At 44.0% G+C, this 19,249-nt stretch carries 15 protein-coding genes; 6 read left to right on the top strand and 9 right to left on the bottom strand.

The window, feature by feature from the left end:
* Window positions 1-160: 160 nt before the first annotated feature.
* Complete coding sequence (locus L5M38_RS16050; RefSeq protein ID WP_028760326.1) at window positions 161-517, top strand: DUF3802 family protein; 357 nt, start codon at window positions 161-163, stop codon at window positions 515-517.
* Between the two features lie 423 nt (window positions 518-940).
* The gene (locus tag L5M38_RS16045; protein ID WP_263179641.1) at window positions 941-1,303 is read left to right on the top strand and encodes an STAS/SEC14 domain-containing protein; all 363 of its coding nucleotides are present in this window, start codon (window positions 941-943) and stop codon (window positions 1,301-1,303) included.
* An 11-nt stretch (window positions 1,304-1,314) separates the two neighbouring features.
* Here L5M38_RS16045 and L5M38_RS16040 read toward each other — a convergent pair whose 3' ends face one another.
* The 3 genes from L5M38_RS16040 to nhaB all read right to left on the bottom strand — a co-directional run bounded on the left by L5M38_RS16040 (window position 1,315) and on the right by nhaB (window position 6,324).
* Entirely contained in the window at window positions 1,315-3,945 is a 2,631-nt protein-coding gene (locus L5M38_RS16040) for a PAS domain-containing protein (RefSeq protein WP_263179640.1), read from the bottom strand.
* Between the two features lie 160 nt (window positions 3,946-4,105).
* Window positions 4,106-4,633, bottom strand: coding sequence for a disulfide bond formation protein DsbB (dsbB, locus tag L5M38_RS16035; RefSeq protein ID WP_028760323.1), 528 nt, complete (start codon window positions 4,631-4,633; stop codon window positions 4,106-4,108).
* Window positions 4,634-4,722: 89 nt separating this feature from the next.
* Window positions 4,723-6,324 carry a sodium/proton antiporter NhaB gene (gene nhaB, locus L5M38_RS16030; protein ID WP_028760322.1) on the bottom strand — a complete coding sequence of 534 codons (1,602 nt, stop codon included), beginning with the start codon at window positions 6,322-6,324 and terminating at the stop codon, window positions 4,723-4,725.
* Window positions 6,325-6,625: 301 nt separating this feature from the next.
* Between nhaB and fadR the strand changes: the two genes are divergently transcribed.
* Window positions 6,626-7,342 carry a fatty acid metabolism transcriptional regulator FadR gene (gene fadR / locus L5M38_RS16025; RefSeq protein WP_028760321.1) on the top strand — a complete coding sequence of 239 codons (717 nt, stop codon included), beginning with the start codon at window positions 6,626-6,628 and terminating at the stop codon, window positions 7,340-7,342.
* Between the two features lie 84 nt (window positions 7,343-7,426).
* On the opposite strand, the gene L5M38_RS16020 is transcribed toward fadR, so the two are convergent.
* The 4 genes from L5M38_RS16020 to sodB form a co-directional block, all read right to left on the bottom strand.
* On the bottom strand, window positions 7,427-8,953 hold the full coding sequence (locus L5M38_RS16020; RefSeq protein WP_173496550.1) for a SpoVR family protein: 1,527 nt from the start codon (window positions 8,951-8,953) through the stop codon (window positions 7,427-7,429).
* 9 nt (window positions 8,954-8,962) lie between these two features.
* Entirely contained in the window at window positions 8,963-10,231 is a 1,269-nt protein-coding gene (locus L5M38_RS16015; RefSeq protein ID WP_263179638.1) for a YeaH/YhbH family protein, read from the bottom strand.
* Between the two features lie 66 nt (window positions 10,232-10,297).
* Window positions 10,298-12,232, bottom strand: a complete 1,935-nt coding sequence (locus tag L5M38_RS16010) for a PrkA family serine protein kinase (RefSeq protein WP_131523897.1) — start codon at window positions 12,230-12,232, stop codon at window positions 10,298-10,300.
* 286 nt (window positions 12,233-12,518) lie between these two features.
* On the bottom strand, window positions 12,519-13,103 hold the full coding sequence (sodB, locus tag L5M38_RS16005) for a superoxide dismutase [Fe] (protein ID WP_028760317.1): 585 nt from the start codon (window positions 13,101-13,103) through the stop codon (window positions 12,519-12,521).
* A gap of 225 nt (window positions 13,104-13,328) precedes the next feature.
* On the opposite strand from sodB, the gene grxD reads away from it, so the two are divergent.
* The gene (gene grxD / locus L5M38_RS16000; protein ID WP_011846572.1) at window positions 13,329-13,661 is read left to right on the top strand and encodes a Grx4 family monothiol glutaredoxin; all 333 of its coding nucleotides are present in this window, start codon (window positions 13,329-13,331) and stop codon (window positions 13,659-13,661) included.
* 161 nt (window positions 13,662-13,822) lie between these two features.
* On the opposite strand, the gene L5M38_RS15995 is transcribed toward grxD, so the two are convergent.
* Window positions 13,823-15,073, bottom strand: a complete 1,251-nt coding sequence (locus L5M38_RS15995; RefSeq protein ID WP_028760316.1) for a uracil-xanthine permease family protein — start codon at window positions 15,071-15,073, stop codon at window positions 13,823-13,825.
* A gap of 215 nt (window positions 15,074-15,288) precedes the next feature.
* Between L5M38_RS15995 and L5M38_RS15990 the strand changes: the two genes are divergently transcribed.
* Entirely contained in the window at window positions 15,289-16,380 is a 1,092-nt protein-coding gene (locus L5M38_RS15990) for a DUF2066 domain-containing protein (RefSeq protein ID WP_105252829.1), read from the top strand.
* A 62-nt stretch (window positions 16,381-16,442) separates the two neighbouring features.
* On the top strand, window positions 16,443-17,153 hold the full coding sequence (hda, locus tag L5M38_RS15985) for a DnaA inactivator Hda (RefSeq protein WP_168823935.1): 711 nt from the start codon (window positions 16,443-16,445) through the stop codon (window positions 17,151-17,153).
* A gap of 118 nt (window positions 17,154-17,271) precedes the next feature.
* Here hda and L5M38_RS15980 read toward each other — a convergent pair whose 3' ends face one another.
* Window positions 17,272-19,227, bottom strand: coding sequence for a hypothetical protein (locus L5M38_RS15980; RefSeq protein WP_263179637.1), 1,956 nt, complete (start codon window positions 19,225-19,227; stop codon window positions 17,272-17,274).
* Window positions 19,228-19,249: the final 22 nt, after the last annotated feature.

Genomic DNA, 19,249 nt, shown 5'->3' with positions numbered 1-19,249 from the left:
ATAGATCAATACGTCTGTTATCGAAGATAGGCTAGAGTTAAATAAGTGGCGTATGCGAGATCTTGATAAGAAGCCGAGCTTTTGGCTTCTTTGATATTTTCTGATGTGCTATTAATAGCATCACAATAGATATTAAGTTAATGAGTTTAAAGGGTAAAAAATGGTCACAGATAAAGATGGTTACATGCATTTGGTCCAGTATTTAACTGAACATCTTGGCTTATTTGAAACACCAGGTTCAGAGGTAGTTTCAGACGATACTGTGATGGAATTATTTGAAGAGCAATTGTCGGCACAGATCATTATGGTGTGTGGCCAAAATCCATCGTTGTCTTTTACGCAACGTAATGTGATTATCCGTGAAGTGGATGCAATTGTGTATGATTTAGAAGAGATTTTAGCTTCAGTTGCCAACCATAAAGCGACTCCCGCACAGACTTTATTTATTACTGAGTTTTCTAGTTTGATTAAGAATTTGTTCGATCAAGAAATCGCTAAACTTCAAGTGAGTGCTTAGTCAGAATAGCAATTAGATTATCTATTAATGCGTGATTTCAGGTAAGTCACGACTAATACTAATTTTTAGCGGCGTAAATCATCATCGTTTGAGTACCATGTGTTTCCTCACTCTTATTGTTAAGCTCGAGCAGTCGTAGCCTTGAGTGTGAGGTAAATATCTGTTCTTTGCTTCACCTCATGTTATTTCGTATGGTCACCATTTTTCATCGAGTTCTGCGACTAAGTTTTGTTGCTGGGTTATGCGAGTTATCGCTGTGGATTCGCTCCTTTTGGCGTCATTTGCATTGCTGATGTGTATGTATAAAATGGTGTTAGCTTAAAATAAAAAGCCCATCTTTCCCGCATTTATGTCATTGTCTGTGTATCTTTAGTGTATGAGCTTTAACTATTTTTCCCTTCATGTATTGATAAGGAGTGTTCAATGCTAACGATTTCTTCGGGTCATGCTGATGATATATTGGCAGTGGTCGCATCTGGCCGTGTTAACCATGGGGATGTTCAAGGCTATTTGGTTCCCGCCATAGAAGCCAAGCTGCAAGACCACGCCAGCATTCGCCTTTGGTACGAGTTTTCCCCTGAATTTGAAGGTATATCCGTTGGGGCCCTGTGGGATGATGCGGTATTAGGTTTATTTCATTTAAGTGATTTTTCAAGGGTCGTGATGATTGCCAATGCCACTCAAACAAATGCTATGGTTAATGCGTTAGCCTGCATGCTGCCATGTCCGGTAAAGGTATTTACCGCCGATGAACATAGCCAAGCCAAGGCATGGTTAGATCAATAACGCACCTTTGTTTATTGCGGTTCTAAATCTGTACTCAGTGGCCAACGACATTGAATGTGTGTGCCTTGGTTCAAGTGGCTACTGATGCTAAGGCTGCCATTGAGATCATTTTTAAGCCACAGATTTATACAGGTCAGCGTTCCAAGGCAGAGTTCTTGCGCTAGTTCTTGCCGTAACTGTGCGAGTTGCGGCTCTGTCATACCGATCCCATTATCGATAATACTGATGTGTAACTCTTCGCTCGACTTGTCGATATTAATGGTTATTTCACGCTGTTCATTGTGAGCTTTAAATGCATGATTCAACGTGTTGGTGATTAGACGATAAAACAGCTGCAAATATTGCCAAGAAGGGCCATCAATGATGATATTTTCTTCACAATTTAACGCTATTTCCACATTTGTTTTAGCTAATTGTACCTTTAGCAACCCTAAAAGATGACGCATAAATTGTGCGAGATGCAGTGGCCGAATATCGTTTTGATGATTCGTTAATAACTGGGCAATATGTCGCAATTTATCTGCCTGAGTCACCATGATTTCGGTAATCTGATTTTGATCGTTAGCATTATCTATTGGCTGAAGTTGGCACACTTTGGCGAGTAGCTGATCTTGTTCATGCATAATTTGCGTCATCATTTCAGCTAGAAAATTTTGCATTAGCTGTTGGCTTTGTTCACGACTGAGATTGAGTTGATGATGCTTCTCAAGTAATTGGGTTGATTTGTCTTGGAGCAGATAGAGTTCATGGTTATGTTGATTACTGAGACGAACTTGTTCTTGTAGGTGATTAAGCGCCTCGACTTGCCCTAAAAGTAACTTTTCTTGTTCTTGCTCTTTAATTTTTTGTAAGGTGATATCAAAGGCAATAGCACCGACTGCAATAACGGTATCGTCATCATCTTTGATCTTAAATTTAGTCACGATATAAATAAGATTGCCTAGGGGCGATGGAATAGCTTCTTCGAAGTTTATGGCTTCATGATTATGCAGAACGCGTCGATCATTTTGTTGATATTCGTGGGCAAATTGGCTGGGAAATATCTCAAAATCAGAGGTGCCAATAATGCGTCTGCGTTCTATACCTAAGATTTCACAATATTTGTCATTGACGAGAATATATTTACCGTGAAGATCTTTGATATAGATGAGATTTTGAGAAAATTTAAGCAAAGCCCTCAATTGTTCTTTATGGCGCTTTAACTCCAGTTGAAACAGGTTTTGGCTCTGCAATTGCTGTTCTAGTGCCAGGTTACTCGCATCTAAGCTCGCCATTGCCACTTCAAGTTGTCGAGTACGCGACAGGAATGTTTTTGCCAATAAGCCAATTTCGTCATGGCTGTTATTGGCTTTGAGTTCGATAGAGGCGGAATCATTACGTTTTAAGGCTTGGACGATTTCAATAATGGGGGTAATAAATAGTCGGTGCTGGAGTAAAAATAATAGAATTAAGCCTAATAGTTGAATACAGACTAAATAAACGCCGACCTTTTCGATTAAATGTTTAGCGGTATCCTGCAGCGGTGAAATTGGGGTGACGACAAGTACCTTCCAATAGGTATTTGGCATGAGAAATACCGAAACGAGGGATGCCGTTTTAAGGATTGGATCATGGACCAAAGTTACCGACGTCAGTAATTTCGGGGCAGTAAAATGATTTAAGGCATTGTTATTTACGATGGCCGCTAACATGTCACGCTCATTTTGATGACTTAGTCTCGTTAGATGCTGCATCTGTTCTTGGGTAAAAACGCGCTCGGCAATCGCCGCTTCTATAAAGGCTTTATCTGCACTCTCTAATGCGACTTCGACGGGGCTGAAATCTGGCTGTTGGCTGGCGAGATGATTGAAGGTGACGAAAGAATGATTGGTATTGGTTTGCTGCTTAAGATTGTTATTGGCATCTGGATAGGCGAGTACTTGGTTTTGATGATCTAAGGCTATGACATAGCCTCTGACATTAATCATAGCATTGCGTAACAGTACATTGAGCTTTTCTAAACTGATATCCACAGTGGCGGCACCAATAAACTGATGGTCCATCCACATAGCGCCTGAGGCTGTGATCATTGACTCATGGGTTGTCGGATCGAAATAAGATTTTGACCAGAAAATTTTACCTGCAGGAAAATAGCGCGTCGGGCGATACCATTCTTCGGTGTGGTAGCTTGGGAACGTGTCTTTGTTATAGGAATCAATGGCGACTAATTCATCGTTTACATTGTGTGCCCAAAACAGGCTATCTCGAAATTTTTGCTGATTAAACGCGCCGGGTTCCGGCCAGACGCCGCCACCAGAGATGATGCGTTGTTGACTATCGAGTTTCAGCAACGTGGGAATGGTTTTCACCAGTTGCTCATGATCATAGCGGTAAAGTTTGGCAATACTGGAAATAGAGTCGACTACGGTTTCAACCTGTGAAATCATTTCTTGCAGTTTGGCGATAATCAACTGGCCATAGTTTTGGTTTAACACGGCTTGCTGATCAAGAACTTGTTGGCGTTGAATGCTCAGCATCACCCAAGCTGTACTACAAATCAAAATAGCGGCAATGACGAGCTGAATAAGGCTAAATTTGAATGGCAAACTGTTTTGCCATTGGGTTAATGGCGTGTGTGGCTCAGATGTCGAACTTTTTCCCATAATCCCCAGTTTCCAAATCACCACTTTTCATTGAGCCAGTGTAGCGCTTTCTCACTGTTTTGCTATTGGCATATGTTTAAGTTGCGAGGATTGAATAGGATAAGTGGAATATAATCGTCAATAAAAAGGCAGGTTTTATGCCTGCCTTATCTCAAACTCGTTATTTATAAAGAGATGGTTTATTTGAACCACTTAGGACAGGCACAATAAAGAGTAACCAAGCGACTAAGAAGCCACTGAAGGCCACGACCATCCATTCGGGCATCGTTACACCCATAAAGACCCAAGGTACATCAGTACACATGCCAGTAGGCATCATAACGGCAGGGAACCATTCGTGTAATGGCATCCAAGCTGGAAATTCAGGTAAGAATGAACAGGTTGAAAAAGGGGATGGGTTGGCTTGCATATCTACGAGCGATAAGGCTAGTTTTAATCCCCAAGTTGCACTGATGGCCCAGAGCACGGCAGCTAAGATCCTGACGATTCGATATTTGGGTGCTGTCATGCCAATGAGACCTGCTGCCAATAAACCAAAAATAGCGAGTCTTTGGTAAATACACATGACACAGGGTTCCAGTTTCATGACATATTGAAAATACAGGGCGGCTGCTTCTAACCCAAGGGCTGTGCCTGCGAGAATAAACCAAGATGAACGGGAATGGGCAAAGCGAGTCATTACAGTCAAAGTGAGCTCCATATCAACAAAAAACGCCCTCAGACATGGGGCGTTTTTTGGACTCTACTTATTAAATAAAGTTCAGTCAATAAAGAAGATTAATGTCCAGTCATCGGCTCTAAAACTTCACTAGCACTGTGATGGATGATTATCTGGGAATCATAGAAATATTGGGTGGCTTGTTCTAAGAAACCCGTTTGAATCGCCATGACACCTACAATAGAGAGCACGATAGTGTAAGGCAATGCCATCCATACCATTCTGCCATAGGATAAGCGGATAAGTGGTGCTAGGGCTGAGGTTAGTAGGAACAAGAACGCCGCTTGACCATTGGGCGTGGCAACCGAAGGTAAATTAGTTCCAGTATTAATCGCAACGGCCAGCAAGTCGAATTGATCACGGCTGATTTGACCGTTAATCAATGCCGCTTTCACTTCGTTAATGTACACAGTGCCGACGAACACGTTATCACTCACCATAGACAGCAATCCGTTGGCGATATAGAAAATAACCAACTGAGTATTGCCTTGATAACTCAGTGCCCATTGGATCACTGGTGCGAATAAGTGCTGGTCGATAATCACGCCAACAACTGCAAAGAAGACAGCTAATAACGCGGTAAAAGGCAGTGCTTCTTCGAAAGCTTTACCGAGGGCATGCTCATCGGTAACGCCGTTAAAGGCTGTGGTTAAAATAATCACAGAAAGACCAATTAAGCCCACTGAGGCCAAGTGCAATGCAAGTCCTGCGATCAACCAGACACCCACTAAGGCTTGGACGATTAACTTCATGTTGTCTTTATTGGTACGGCGCGCATCTTCATGGGCGGCATATTCACATAAGATCCGATGAACGGCCGTTGGCAACTTAGCGCCATAACCAAAAATGCCAAATTTCTCAACTAAGTAACAAGTTAAGATACCCGAGATTAATACAGGAACAGTAACGGGTGACATACGCACGGCGAATTCACCAAATTGCCAATTTGCTTGCGCGGCGATAATAAGGTTTTGTGGTTCGCCCACCATAGTACACACGCCGCCCAGTGCAGTACCCACACCCGCATGCATTAACAGATTACGTAGGAAACCACGGAATGCACTGAGTTCTTCTTCGTTTAACTGATCTTCACCATCATCATTTTTACCTTCAGAGGTATGATCGTGATCAGCGCCGAAATCTTTTCCAGAAGCGACCTTGTGGTAAATAGAATAGAAACCCACAGCGACCGCGATAATGACGGCAATAACCGTTAACGCATCTAAGAAGGCTGATAAAAAGGCTGAAGCCAAACAAAACATTAATGACACTAAAATTTTAGAGCGCACTTTAGTAATGATTTTCGTGAAGCCAAATAGCAGCAATTGCTTCATGAAATATATACCAGCGACCATAAATACCAAGAGTAATAATACTTCGAGGTTGGCTTCTATTTCATGTAAGACTTGGCTTGCCGATGTCATTCCGATCGCGACGGCTTCAATTGCCAATAATCCGCCAGGCTGTAATGGATAGCATTTTAATGCCATTGCTAAGGTAAAAATAAATTCTAGAACCAATACCCAACCAGCCACAAAGGGGTCGACATAGAAAAAGAGTATTGGATTGATAATTAAAAATGACAGTATTGCGGTTTTGTACCACTTAGGAGAATTTCCTAAGAAGTTCCCAATAAACGCCTGACTCATTGTCGCCGGCATGGCAGCCTCTCTTCTAATTATGTTAAAAATTGCACGTGATTATTATCAATACCTGCGTTAGTTAAATGAGTCTAGCCTAAAGAGAAAGCTAATGTAATGAGTTACTGATACCGACATTTCAAAAAGCGGAGCTAAGCGGCAAAATTGGCCCATCCTGTATTGACCTTGGTCGTTTTTTTGAACGATTCTGTGACATTTACACGGCGATAACACAGTGATTTTAAGTGAATGGTTTCCATTTTTTACCGCTCTGGTATGATCAGTGACCATTACGACGCACAACAACTGGATAAGTGGGCTGATGATTATCAATGCCAAAGGACCTGCAAGTTTTGCAGAGAAGTATATTGTGAGATCAATTTGGGAAAACAAATTTCCTCCAGGGTCCATTTTACCGGCTGAACGTGAGCTTTCAGAATTGATTGGTGTGACTCGCACCACTCTGCGTGAGGTGCTACAGCGCTTGGCGCGTGACGGTTGGCTGAAAATTCAGCATGGCAAACCAACACGGGTTAACAACTTTTGGGAAACCTCAGGCTTAAACATCCTTGAGACTATTGCTGATTTGAATCCCGAGGGTTTTCCGGTATTGGTTGACCAACTCTTGTCAGCTAGAACGAACGTCAGTGCTATCTATTTTCGCGGTGCTTTGCGTTATAACCCGGATACCGCTGTGGAGGTACTTGCAAAGATACACCAGCTTGAAGATACGGCTGAATCCTATGCTGAATTTGACTACTTACTGCATCACACCTTAGCGTTTTCGTCAGGAAATCCACTTTACGTTTTGATATTAAACGGATTTAAAGGTTTGTATAGTCGAGTTGGGCGTTATTACTTTACCAGCTCAGATGCGCGTTTATTAGCATTGAACTTTTACAAAGAATTAGAACTGTTGGCTCAGGCGAAAAATTACCTCGATGTCTCTGCGCTAATGCGTACCTATGGCATGAATAGCGGTAAGATGTGGTTACAATTACGCGAAGATATGCCAGCTTCTATTGCTCAAGATCATTAATCTCTGTGAGTGATATCGCGTTAAGATAGCGCTAAATAAACAAAAAGGCCGTTTCAATTGGAAACGGCCTTTTTATTGTGCTTATTATTCTGGTTTATTGGCTTCAGGGCAGGATGCTAAGACGCTAATACTCGCATCTGCATTTTTTTGCTCTAAGGTGACAGTGAAACCCCATAATCGATGTAAATGCTTTAATACTTCTTTATGGCTATTGGCTAAGGGAATATCGTTATTTGGCACATAATGTAAGGTTAAGGATCGATCACCGTTGATCTCCACATTATGTACTTGGATATTTGGCTCAATATTAGACAGGTTATATTGTTGTGATAGTAACTGGCGAATATCTTGATAGCCCCGTTCATCGTGGATTGCAGATACCGAAAGATAATTGCGTTTCTCATCATCATGGATACCAAATAATTTAAATTGGCGGATAACTTTAGGTGAGAGATATTGGCTAATAAAACTTTCATCTTTAAAGTTTTGCATCGCAAAATGCAACGTTTCTATCCAATTACTGCCGGCAATGTCGGGAAACCAAGCTTTATCTTCATCGGTTGGATTTTCACAAATACGCCGAATATCGGTGAACATGGCAAAGCCTAAAGCGTATGGGTTGATGCCGCTGTAATAACGACTGTTGTAATCGGGTTGGGCCACAACGCCTGTATGGCTTTGCAAAAACTCGATCATGAAGCGATCAGTGACCACGCCATCGTCGTACAAGTGATTCAAGATAGTGTAATGCCAGAAGGTTGCCCAGCCTTCATTCATGACTTGAGTTTGTTTTTGCGGATAAAAATATTGCGCCATTTTACGCACAATACGGATTATTTCCCTTTGCCATGGTTCAAGCAAAGGAGCATTTTTCTCGATGAAATATAAAATATTTTCCTGCGGTTCGGCGGGGAAACGACGTTTTTTAGATTGAGACTGCTCATGTTGATGGGTCGGAATCGTGCGCCATAAATCATTTACTTGGCTTTGAAGGTAAGCCTCGCGATCCTTTTGTCTTGCTTGTTCTTCCCTGAATGAGATTTCAGAGGGACGTTTATAACGATCGACACCATAGTTCATTAGCGCATGACAGGAGTCTATGACGCTTTCGACTTGTTCTACACCGTATTTTTGCTCGCAGTCACTGATGTAGTTTTTAGCAAAGACAAGGTAGTCAATAATCGAGCTCGCATCTGTCCATGTCTTAAATAAGTAATTGTTTTTAAAAAAGCTGTTATGTCCGAAACAGGCGTGAGCTATCACCAGCGCCTGCATTGTGATGGTGTTTTCTTCCATTAAGTAAGCGATGCAGGGGTTAGAGTTAATCACAATTTCATAGGCGAGCCCCATTTGGCCACGTTTGTAACCTTGCTCGGTTTCGATAAAACGTTTGCCAAAGGACCAATGGGTGTAACCAATGGGCATACCAATGCCCGCATAAGCATCCATCATCTGCTCAGCGGTGATGACTTCAATTTGATTTGGGTAAGTGCTGAGCTTATAGAGCGCTGCCACCCGTTCAATTTCCTTGAGGTAGTCCTGAAGTAGCTCGAAGCTCCAGTCGGGGCCATCGCTCAGTGGTGTCCAAGATGTTGATTTAGTTATCCCCATAGTGCCCCCTTAAACCGCTTGTTTCTTGAATAGCTCCCTAAATACAGGGTAAATATCTTCGGCTTGACGTATATGCTGCACGGCGATGTTGTCGTAATGCTGTTGCAGGGATTCATATTCGCGCCACAGGGTTTGATGGGCGCGATTGGTGATTTCGATATAGCTGTAGTAGCGCACGAGTGGCAATATTTTTTGTTCTAACAATTGCCTACAGGTAGGTGAATCGTCAGCCCAGTTATCACCGTCGGATGCTTGGGCTGCGTAAATATTCCACTCATCGGCGGGGTAGCGGGCTTGTTGAATGTCATGCATTAATTTCAATGCACTGGACACTATGGTGCCGCCTGTTTCTTGCGAGTAAAAGAACTCGTGTTCATCGACTTCTTTGGCTTGGGTATGGTGGCGAATGTAAACCACTTCTAAATTTTTATAGGTACGGGTGAGGAACAGATACAGCAAGATATAGAAGCGTTTTGCCATATCTTTAGTTGCCTGATCCATAGAACCAGACACATCCATTAAACAGAACATCACAGCTTGACTAGAAGGGATTTCCCTTTTGGAATAGTTATTAAAGCGTAGATCGAAGGTATCGATAAACGGCACTCTGGCAATCTTTTGTTTTAACTCCTCAATTTGGGCTTTTAAATCCAAAATCAACTCGGCCTTAGTGCCTGGAATATTTTCCAGTTCAGCAAGCTCTTGTTCTAACTCTTTTAATAGTTTCTTTTTACTGGCCGACATCGCAATGCGACGAGCAAGGGATGAACGTAATGAACGGACAATATTGATGTTAGCGGGGACGCCATCATTGGTGAACCCAGCACGGTAGATTTGGTATTCCACCAGTTTATTGAGGCGATTTTTTTGTAGATTGGGGAGTTCTAAGTCCTCAAACAATAACTCTAGATACTCGTCTTTAGAGATTTCGAACACAAAGTCATCGTCGCCTTCACCCGAGTTTGAGGCCTCGCCTTTGCCCGAACCGCCGCCTGAACCACCAGGTGGTCGGTCAATTTTATCGCCACGGGTAAATTGGTCATTACCGGGATGCACTCTATCCCTGACACCGCCTTTGCCTTGGTGAAACATAGGTTCACTGATATCCCGTGTTGGGATACTGATTTTTTCGCCTTTATCTACATCCGTTACGCTGCGACGAGTCACTGCATCGCTGACGGCTTTTTTAATTTGTTGCTTATATCTATTGATAAAGCGTTGGCGGTTGACTGTGCTTTTTCCTTTCGCATTCAACCGTCTATCGATAAAGTTCGCCATACGCACCTCCCAAAACCCAGCGAAGGCTTTGGCAACACCAAAGCCCTGTACTTAGTTAGCGCAAGTTTAAGAAGATTTACGAACTCGTAAATACCACTCAGACAAGAGTCGGACTTGTTTTTTGGTATAGCCTTTCTCCATCATGCGATTGACGAAATCATCGTGTTTGCGTTGATCGTCGTTCGACGTTTTGGCGTTAAAGGAAATAACAGGCAGTAAATCTTCTGTGTTGGAGAACATTTTCTTCTCGATCACTGTGCGAAGTTTCTCGTAGCTGGTCCAGAGTGGATTGTTACCCTCATGGTTCGCTCGGGCGCGCAGCACAAAGTTGACGATTTCATTACGGAAATCTTTAGGATTGCTGATCCCCGCGGGCTTCTCAATCTTTTCAAGTTCAGCATTGAGGGCGGCGCGGTCGAATAGCTGACCTGTTTCTGGGTCGCGGTATTCTTGATCTTGGATCCAAAAATCGGCGTAAGTGACATAGCGGTCGAAGATATTTTGGCCGTATTCAGAGTAAGACTCTAAGTAAGCGGTTTGAATTTCTTTACCGATAAACTCCACATATTTAGGGATCAAATAACCTTTTAGGAATTCAAGATAACGTTCGGCGGTATCACCGGGGAACTGTTCTTGTTCAATTTGTCGTTCGAGGACATAGAATAAATGTACTGGGTTGGCGGCGATCTCTGAATGGTCGAAGTTAAATACCCGCGACAAAATCTTAAAGGCAAAACGGGTGGATAGTCCATTCATGCCTTCATCGACACCTGCGTAATCACGGTATTCTTGGTAAGACTTAGCCTTAGGATCGGTATCTTTCAGGCTTTCACCGTCATATACCCGCATCTTAGAGTAGATGGAGGAGTTTTCAGGCGGCTTGATGCGTGACAACACACTAAATTGCGCTAAGGTTTCTAAGGTGCCGGGAGCGCAGGGCGCTTTCGATAACTCAGAGTTGATTAGCAGTTTTTGATAGATTTGCAGCTCTTCTGAGACCCGTAAACAGTAGGGCACTTTGACTATGTAAACACGGTCGAGGAAGGCTTCGTTGTTTTTGTTGTTTTTGAAGGTTGACCACTCGGACTCGTTTGAGTGAGCCAGAATAATCCCGCTATAGGGCAAGGCCGATAAGCCTTCTGTGCCGTTATAGTTACCTTCTTGCGTCGCAGTCAGTAGTGGATGCAGCACTTTAATTGGTGCCTTAAACATCTCGACGAATTCCATCACCCCTTGGTTTGCACGGCACAATGCGCCTGAATAGGCGTAAGCATCGGGATCATCTTGGGAGAAATGTTCGAGTTGCCGAATATCGACTTTACCGACAAGGGACGAAATATCTTGGTTGTTTTCATCACCAGGTTCAGTTTTCGCTATTGCCACTTGGTCCAGAATGGATGGAAAGACTTTTACTACGCGAAATTTGGATATATCGCCACCAAATTCATGCAGACGTTTTACCGCCCAAGGCGACATGATGGTTTTCAGATAACGGTTGGGAATGTTGAATTCATCTTTTAACAGCTGTCCATCTTCTTCCACATCAAACAGGCAGAAGGGGTGATCGTTGACTGGGCTGCGGACTCCATTCGCGCTCAGAATGTAAATGGGCACTTTTTGCATTAGGGCTTTGAGTTTTTCGGCTAGCGATGACTTACCGCCGCCCACTGGGCCCAGTAGGTATAGAATTTGTTTGGATTCTTCTAATCCTTGAGCCGAGTGCTTTAGGTAAGCCACAATTTGCTCTATGGCGTCTTCCATGCCGAAGAAATCTTTAAATGCGGGATAGCGTGAAATAAGTCGATTCGAAAAAATACGGCTAAGTGTTGGATTTTTTGCGGTATCAATGACTTCTGCTTCACCAATTGCAAGCAGTAGTCGCTCTGATGCTGACATGTAAGCGCTGCGATCTCCCTTGCAGATGTCCAGAAACTCCTGCAAAGAATATTCTTCATCGAGTTTTTGTTCGTAGCGCTTTTGGTAATGCTCGAAAATGCCCATATAAACCCCCTGAAACGCCAGTGATGTCATGGAACGGATAACTGGCTAGCCAGCCTCCTACTCTAATCTTAGACACAAACTCACTATCTGTGTCAAAAAAATATCAAATAAAAACAATAACAAATAGTTGCAAACGCAATTATTGCACTTGTAGTTAGCGGAGGATAAATCGGTAGGATAAGGGATGGGCGGCAAACGAGTGGCATAAAAAAAGAGCCACTAGGGCTCTTTTTACTGGGATTAACCCACTGCTCATTCGGCAGTAAACAACGTTAGGTTAAATGAATTAACCTGCGAAGTTTTGGTTAACGAAGTCCCAGTTAACTAATTGCCAGAAGTGGGCAAGGTAGTCAGGACGCACGTTACGGTAATCGATGTAGTAAGCGTGTTCCCACACGTCAACTGTCATGATTGGCGTTACTGTGCTGTCAGTCAGTGGCGTCGCTGCATTGCTAGTGTTAACGATAGCAAGAGTGCCATCGGCTTTTTTCACTAACCATGTCCAAGCGCTACCGAAGTTGTTTACTGCTGAATCAGTAAATTGCGCTTTGAATGCGTCGAATGAACCGAAAGCGGCATTGATTGCATCAGCAACTGGGCCTGTTGGTTCGCCGCCAGCATTAGGGGCTAAGCAGTTCCAGTAGAAAGTGTGGTTCCACACTTGAGCTGCGTTGTTAAATACGCCACCGGTAGAAGTCTTGATGATATCTTCTAAAGATTTGCCAGCGAAATCAGTTCCTTCGATTAAGCCGTTTAGCTTCACAACATAAGTGTTGTGGTGCTTGCCGTAGTGGTATTCTATGGTTTCTTGAGAAATGTGTGGTTCTAGTGCGTTCTTTGCATATGGTAATGCGGGTAATTCGAAAGCCATTAGTATCTCTCCATGGTCTTAGGTTATCGTTTCTTAAACGTGCTCACTTAGGACTATTGTACCGATAAAATTTGTGATGTGAATCATTGTTTAGCTAATTGACTAGATAGACGCCATCGAAAAATCAAATGTCGACATAACCTTACAAACTGTGGGATTTTGTTCTGCGTCTAGCTGACGTACAATAGTCGCATTGAGTCAACGTCATCCTACTTAGGAATCAAAATGGAAACAGTAGAGAAAATTAAGCAGCAGATCACGGAAAACCCTATCATTGTTTATATGAAAGGCTCTCCTAAGTTACCAAGCTGTGGCTTCTCGTCACAGGTAGCTCAGATCATGATTAACTGCGGCGAGCAGTTTGCATTCGTGGATATTCTTCAGCATCCAGACATTCGCGCAGAATTACCTAAGTTTGCTAACTGGCCGACTTTCCCACAATTGTGGATTGAAGGCGAGTTGATCGGTGGGTGTGATATCGTAGTGGACATGTTCCAAAAAGGCGAATTACAACCTTTGATCAAAGCGGCTGCCGCTAAGATCAAGACTGAAGAGTAAGAGTTAATTCTTACTTCATAAAAATATTGCTTCATAAAAAAGCCGCCGTGATTGATATCACGGCGGCTTTTTTATGGTGGTTTCTTAAGAAACGATCAATTTTATAAAGTTGTTATTTTTCAACGACATACTTCGAAATTGATCGTGTTTTCAAGCCGTAATTAATGAGGCGTCACATCAGACTCATGGTGTTTATTGTGTGGCTTAGTCGCGGGTAATAGTAAGTTCATGGTAATAGCGACAATACCGCACAAGCTAATACCAGTAAGACTGAATGAACCTATGCCAAATGCCATGCCGCCGATACCAAAGACTAAGGTAACACCGACAATACTTAAATTACGTGGCTCAGATAAATCCACATGATTACGAATAAGGGTGTTGAGGCCAACTGCGGCAATGGAACCAAATAGCAAACACATAATACCGCCCATCACTGGGACGGGAATAGTTTGCATCAGCGCACCTAGTTTGCCAACGAAGGCTAAAGTGATGGCGGTAATGGCAGTCCAAGTCATGATCTTAGGATCAAAATTTCGGGTTAAGGTTACTGCACCTGTCACTTCTGAGTAAGTCGTGTTCGGTGGACCACCAAAGGCTGCGGCTGCAATCGTGGCAATCCCGTCACCCGTTAGCGTGCGATGCAGGCCGGGTTTTTTCATAAAATCTTTACCCGTGACGTTGGATATCGCCAGAATATCACCTATGTGTTCTACCGCAGGGGCGATTGCCACTGGGATCATAAATGCGATGGCATACCAGTTTAATTCTGGCGCGACAAATTTAGGAATAGCAATCCAGCTTGCAGCGGTCACGACTGCAAAATCAACAATACCAAAGGCTAGGCTTAAACTGTAACCTACTATAATACCTGCTAAAATCGGCATCACTTTGAGTAGGCCCTTTGCGAAAATCGCCACCGCGATAGTGGTACCAAGCGATGCGAGCGAAATAAATAACGCCGTATTTGTAGCGACTAAAGTCAAGCTACCATCACCACTCTTGCCTAATGCCATATTCACTGCCACGGGGGCTAAGCCAAGGCCGATAATAATGATCACAGGTCCCACTACGACTGGGGGCAATAGTCTGTGAATAAAGTCAGTACCGCGCACTTTAACCAAGGCGCCGAGCATGACGTAGACCACGCCCGCGGCCATAATGCCGCCCATTGTGGATGGAATTCCCCAAGTCTGCACGCCATAAAGTATGGGGGCAATAAAGGCGAAGGAAGATGCGAGGAAGATAGGCACTTGGCGTTTAGTAATCAATTGGAAGAGTAGGGTACCGATACCAGCGGTAAACAATGCCACACTGGTGTCGAGCCCTGTAAGTAGCGGCATTAGTACTAGGGCACCGAAGGCCACAAATAGCATTTGCGCGCCCTGTAGGGGGATAGCGAGTCGTCTCATTTATTATTCTCGTTAATTTAGGGTAAACCGCCAAATGATAACAGTTTGTTGGATTTTGAGCAGAAGAAAATCGCCTGTTTTGCCGACGTTGATCACTGTTTGGGTTTTCTGTGCTATGGCAGGCACGGAAATGGGGCTAAATTTTGGCAAGACTCGCTTAAGGCGCTAACTATGGTACAATTTGCCTCATCTGACGCTACTTCAACTACTCAAAGATGCTGAAATTCCTATTGAAGCCGAGCTTAATTGCATTTCTATATTGTCTGTTCACGATTAATAGCGTCAATGCTGTTGAGGTGAGTAAATTAGATGAGGCCAATGTGCCTGTGTCTTCGCGCGCAGTTGCTGAACGCGACAAAGCCTTAAAAAGTGCACTTGAGCAAGTCATTATCAAGAACACTGGGACTGCGCGATCCCTCGATAACAGCCTGATCCAATCTCAGCTCAGTAATCCTGATACCTTGCTGAGCCAGTATGGTTATATCGAGCAAAATGGCCAATTGCTGTTGACCGCGAGTTTTGAGCACCGCCGCATAGTGGCGTTACTGCGTCAGGCACAATTGCCTGTTTGGGGAACTCAACGCCCGCTGACCTTATTTTGGGTCGCTATGCCTGGTGATGGCGACACTATGATATTGGGTGACTCATCTGCGTTAGCCGAACGTAAGATTTTTAGCGATTTTTCCTATGCCCGCGGTATACCTGTACTCCTGCCTATCTTAGATCTTGATGAGTTGATGGGTATTAATCCTAACGATATTAAAGGGATGTTTGCCGACATCGTGGCGAGTGTATCTGGCCGCTATCAAGCTGACTTTTTGGCGCTAGTGGCAATTGATGCCGCCGGCAATCAGGTTCGTTATCGTTTAAATCTTTATACTAAGGCTACCATTGACTCTTTGACGCCACCGTTATTCAGTTATAACGGTACTGCTGAAAATTCGGCCCAAGCGATTACCGCTATGATGGCAGCGTTAGGTGAATATTATTTTACTAAGTATGCGATTGCTGATACTGGTACTCAGCTTGGTGCGAGTGTTACCTTCGTTAATATCCAAAAAATGGCGCAATTAGTTGAAGTTGAAAAATATTTGAAGCAACTCAGCGCGATTAAAAATGCCACGTTAACGCATATTCAAGGTAATACAGTGACTTTTTCGTTAGATTTATTCGGCTCAGAGACGGATTTACAACGCTTATTAAGCTTAGAGCCGCGTATTTCTGTGGTCGCACCTGTGAGTGCAGGTGAATTTAGCCCTGTCTCTAATCAAACTGGCAAACCTGTGTATGAATGGCGTTTACATTAAGATGTTATCGGCCGTGCTTAGTTAAGCACGGCATTGTTTTTATTTAATATTGAGAAGACCGAGTGCCCTTAAACTCACCTCTGCAACTCTCGTTACCTGTGCATTTGCCAGACGACGAAACCTTTAATAGTTATTACCCCGCCGCGGGTAATGATGAACTTATTCAAAAATTGAGAGCGAATGCCGAAGGGCATGGTGAAGCCGCCATCTATTTGTGGGGCCCAGTTAAATCGGGTCGAACCCATTTAATGCACGCTGCTTGCGCGCACGCTAATGAAGTGGAGCGTCGCAGCTTTTATATTCCCTTAGGCATACATGCGAGTATTTCGACCGCATTGCTTGAAGGCCTAGAACAGTTGGATTTGGTTTGTATCGATGATGTCGATGCCATCGCCGGCCACCCCGTTTGGGAAGAGGCGATTTTTGATCTCTACAATCGCGTCGCAGAAAATAAGAATTGCGCCTTAGTAGTCAGCGGCAGCTCGTCTCCTGCGGATGCTGGGTTCCTCTTGCCAGATCTTGTTTCACGTATGCAATGGGGGTTGAATTACCAACTGCAACCCATGGCAGATGATGAAAAACTTGCTGCACTGCAACGCCGCGCCGCTATGCGTGGCCTGCAATTACCGGAAGATGTCGGGCGTTTTTTACTGAACCGTATGGCGCGGGATTTGCGGACCTTGTTTGATGTATTGGATAAGTTAGATAAAGCCTCATTAGTGCATCAGCGTAAGCTCACGATTCCGTTTGCCAAAGAGATGCTGCACCTTTAGATACAGCATGGTTTGTGTTCGTTCTGAAGATACAAAACCTACTGGCATTAAAGCCAAAAAAAGTAAAGCCCGTCATGTTGAATACATACGGGCTTTTGTTTATCTAAAATTTAAAACGCTATTGTTGTGGATGTTGGTGACGGTCACCGCTTAAGCGAAGTTCGGCTTCAAAACGAGACTCGGCATTAATTGCAGCTGCATTGCTTTGGCCTTTGAGCTGCGTATTCGCAGGCGATATTGCCAATGTTTGACGCCAGCTTTGACCTTGCACCATATTCATTGGCTCGGGTAGGCTTTCGACCAGACTGATCCCATTAAGCTCTGGCAGCATTTCATCAATCACCAACGCAGCGCGATTTTCTAGACTGTCTTGCGCAATTCGTCCCCTTTGTCCCCAGTCAATAATCAGCGAATCCGCAGTTAAAATCGCAGGTTTATTGGTGACGGCGACATCACGCAATATTTGATAGCGATAACTCATCATGGCTTCCTCAAATAACATGGCCGCGTCTTCACGGGTACTGGAATAGGCATAGAAGTCGCTGGCGATATCGGTAGAAAAGAAAGTACTGACATCCGATGCTTGATAGGTCTTTTGTACATTACTCGCCGCTGCGCCGAGGAAACTAACATTGGCAAGTCCCATCATTTCAGTGCTCGTTAATGGGTAGGTTTTGCTGACTTGATCTGATATTAGACTCTTGCTGGCATTGCGGCGGCTGTAGTCATCTAACAATCTTGGCCCTGTGAGTGTGGCATGCACGCTGCGTGGAAAAAAGTCATTGGCATGGGCGAGCTCGTGGTACAACAAGGACGCCAGATCGGGATTGATTTGCGCTAATGTGCGGTTTGCTCTGACTGTGATAGGCACGCCAAGGGAGGTATATTGGTTATCTTTCACGTAACGCCAAGGCATCATAAAGTTAAGATCATTTCCAAAATTACTGCGGTAATCCGGCGCCTCATTAATAGTGTCGCGCTGGCTTGGCGTAAGCCATAAATCATTGGGATCGAGATAAATCGCCCCTGTGACTACCCAATAGAAAGAAGGGCGTACATCATAGCTAATCACCACGGCTGTAACGGATTGTAACAGGCGGGCAAAATCGCTATTAGGGTCCATCTGGGCTAAGAAAGCGGCAAAGTTATCACCCATCCAATCGTGTGAAACCAGTACACGATTTAGAATCGTCTCGTGATTGAGATCGCTTGAGGTTTGACCTATCAAAGGTAAGGTATTGATAGTGCAGCTATCATTAAGCTGATTGGAGTAAACACAGTTTGCTAGCACATTGGCGTAAGGTGAAGCCGGACGATAGGCATGGGTGCGCGCAACTGGGGTATCGAAGTATGGTGAGCTGATCGCTGGCGCCGAGGTTGTTAGCACAAAGACATCATCGCTAAGCTGATTGCCATTGACGTTGGCATTCACTTTGAAGCGAGTGATTGTATCCTGGGTGACCGTTGGCGCGGTAAACAAGGGTCTAAACGGATCGCTCACATCGACCATTAAATCTGGGCCAGATGCTACACACCAAGAGATATTTGCTGCGATTAATTCCGATTGTTGTCCGAGTCTTAAGCTCACATTATTGCCTTCAACCACTTGGTGATCTTGACGGACGTTTAGCACACCCGTCGATGCGGGATCGACATTAATGCCAATTTCTCCGGTGACATCTAGATTACTGCCCGTCACATGCAAGCTAAAACGGTAGCCGCCTGCGGTGGGAGTATCAAAGGCTAATACCGGGCTGTTTTGACTGACGAGTGCTATGTTAGGGCCATCGATTTGCTGCCAACGGAAGGTTAAGTCTTGGCTGTCACGATTTAGGATATTGGCAATGATAGTACTGGATTGACCCGCCACATAATTTGGCTCGGTTTGAAAGCGAATTGAGGATGACGTGGTGGTAATGAGTGGCGAAATGCTATCTGTGCAGCGTGCTAGTGAAGTGGAGGGGGGCGTGACTACACTATCATCTGGTTTACTATCACCACCGCCCCCGCATGCGATGAGTAGGCCAGAGCAGGCCATAAATCCGAAAAATTTCAGTGGTATCGACATTCCCATTACACCATTCTCCCTTGTTAAC

The sequence above is a fragment of the Shewanella sp. SM101 genome (assembly GCF_025654465.1).
In the GTDB taxonomy this organism is placed as follows: domain Bacteria; phylum Pseudomonadota; class Gammaproteobacteria; order Enterobacterales; family Shewanellaceae; genus Shewanella; species Shewanella oncorhynchi.
Note: the sequence above shows the minus strand (reverse complement) of the source record. Positions and strands in the feature narration are given on the sequence as shown.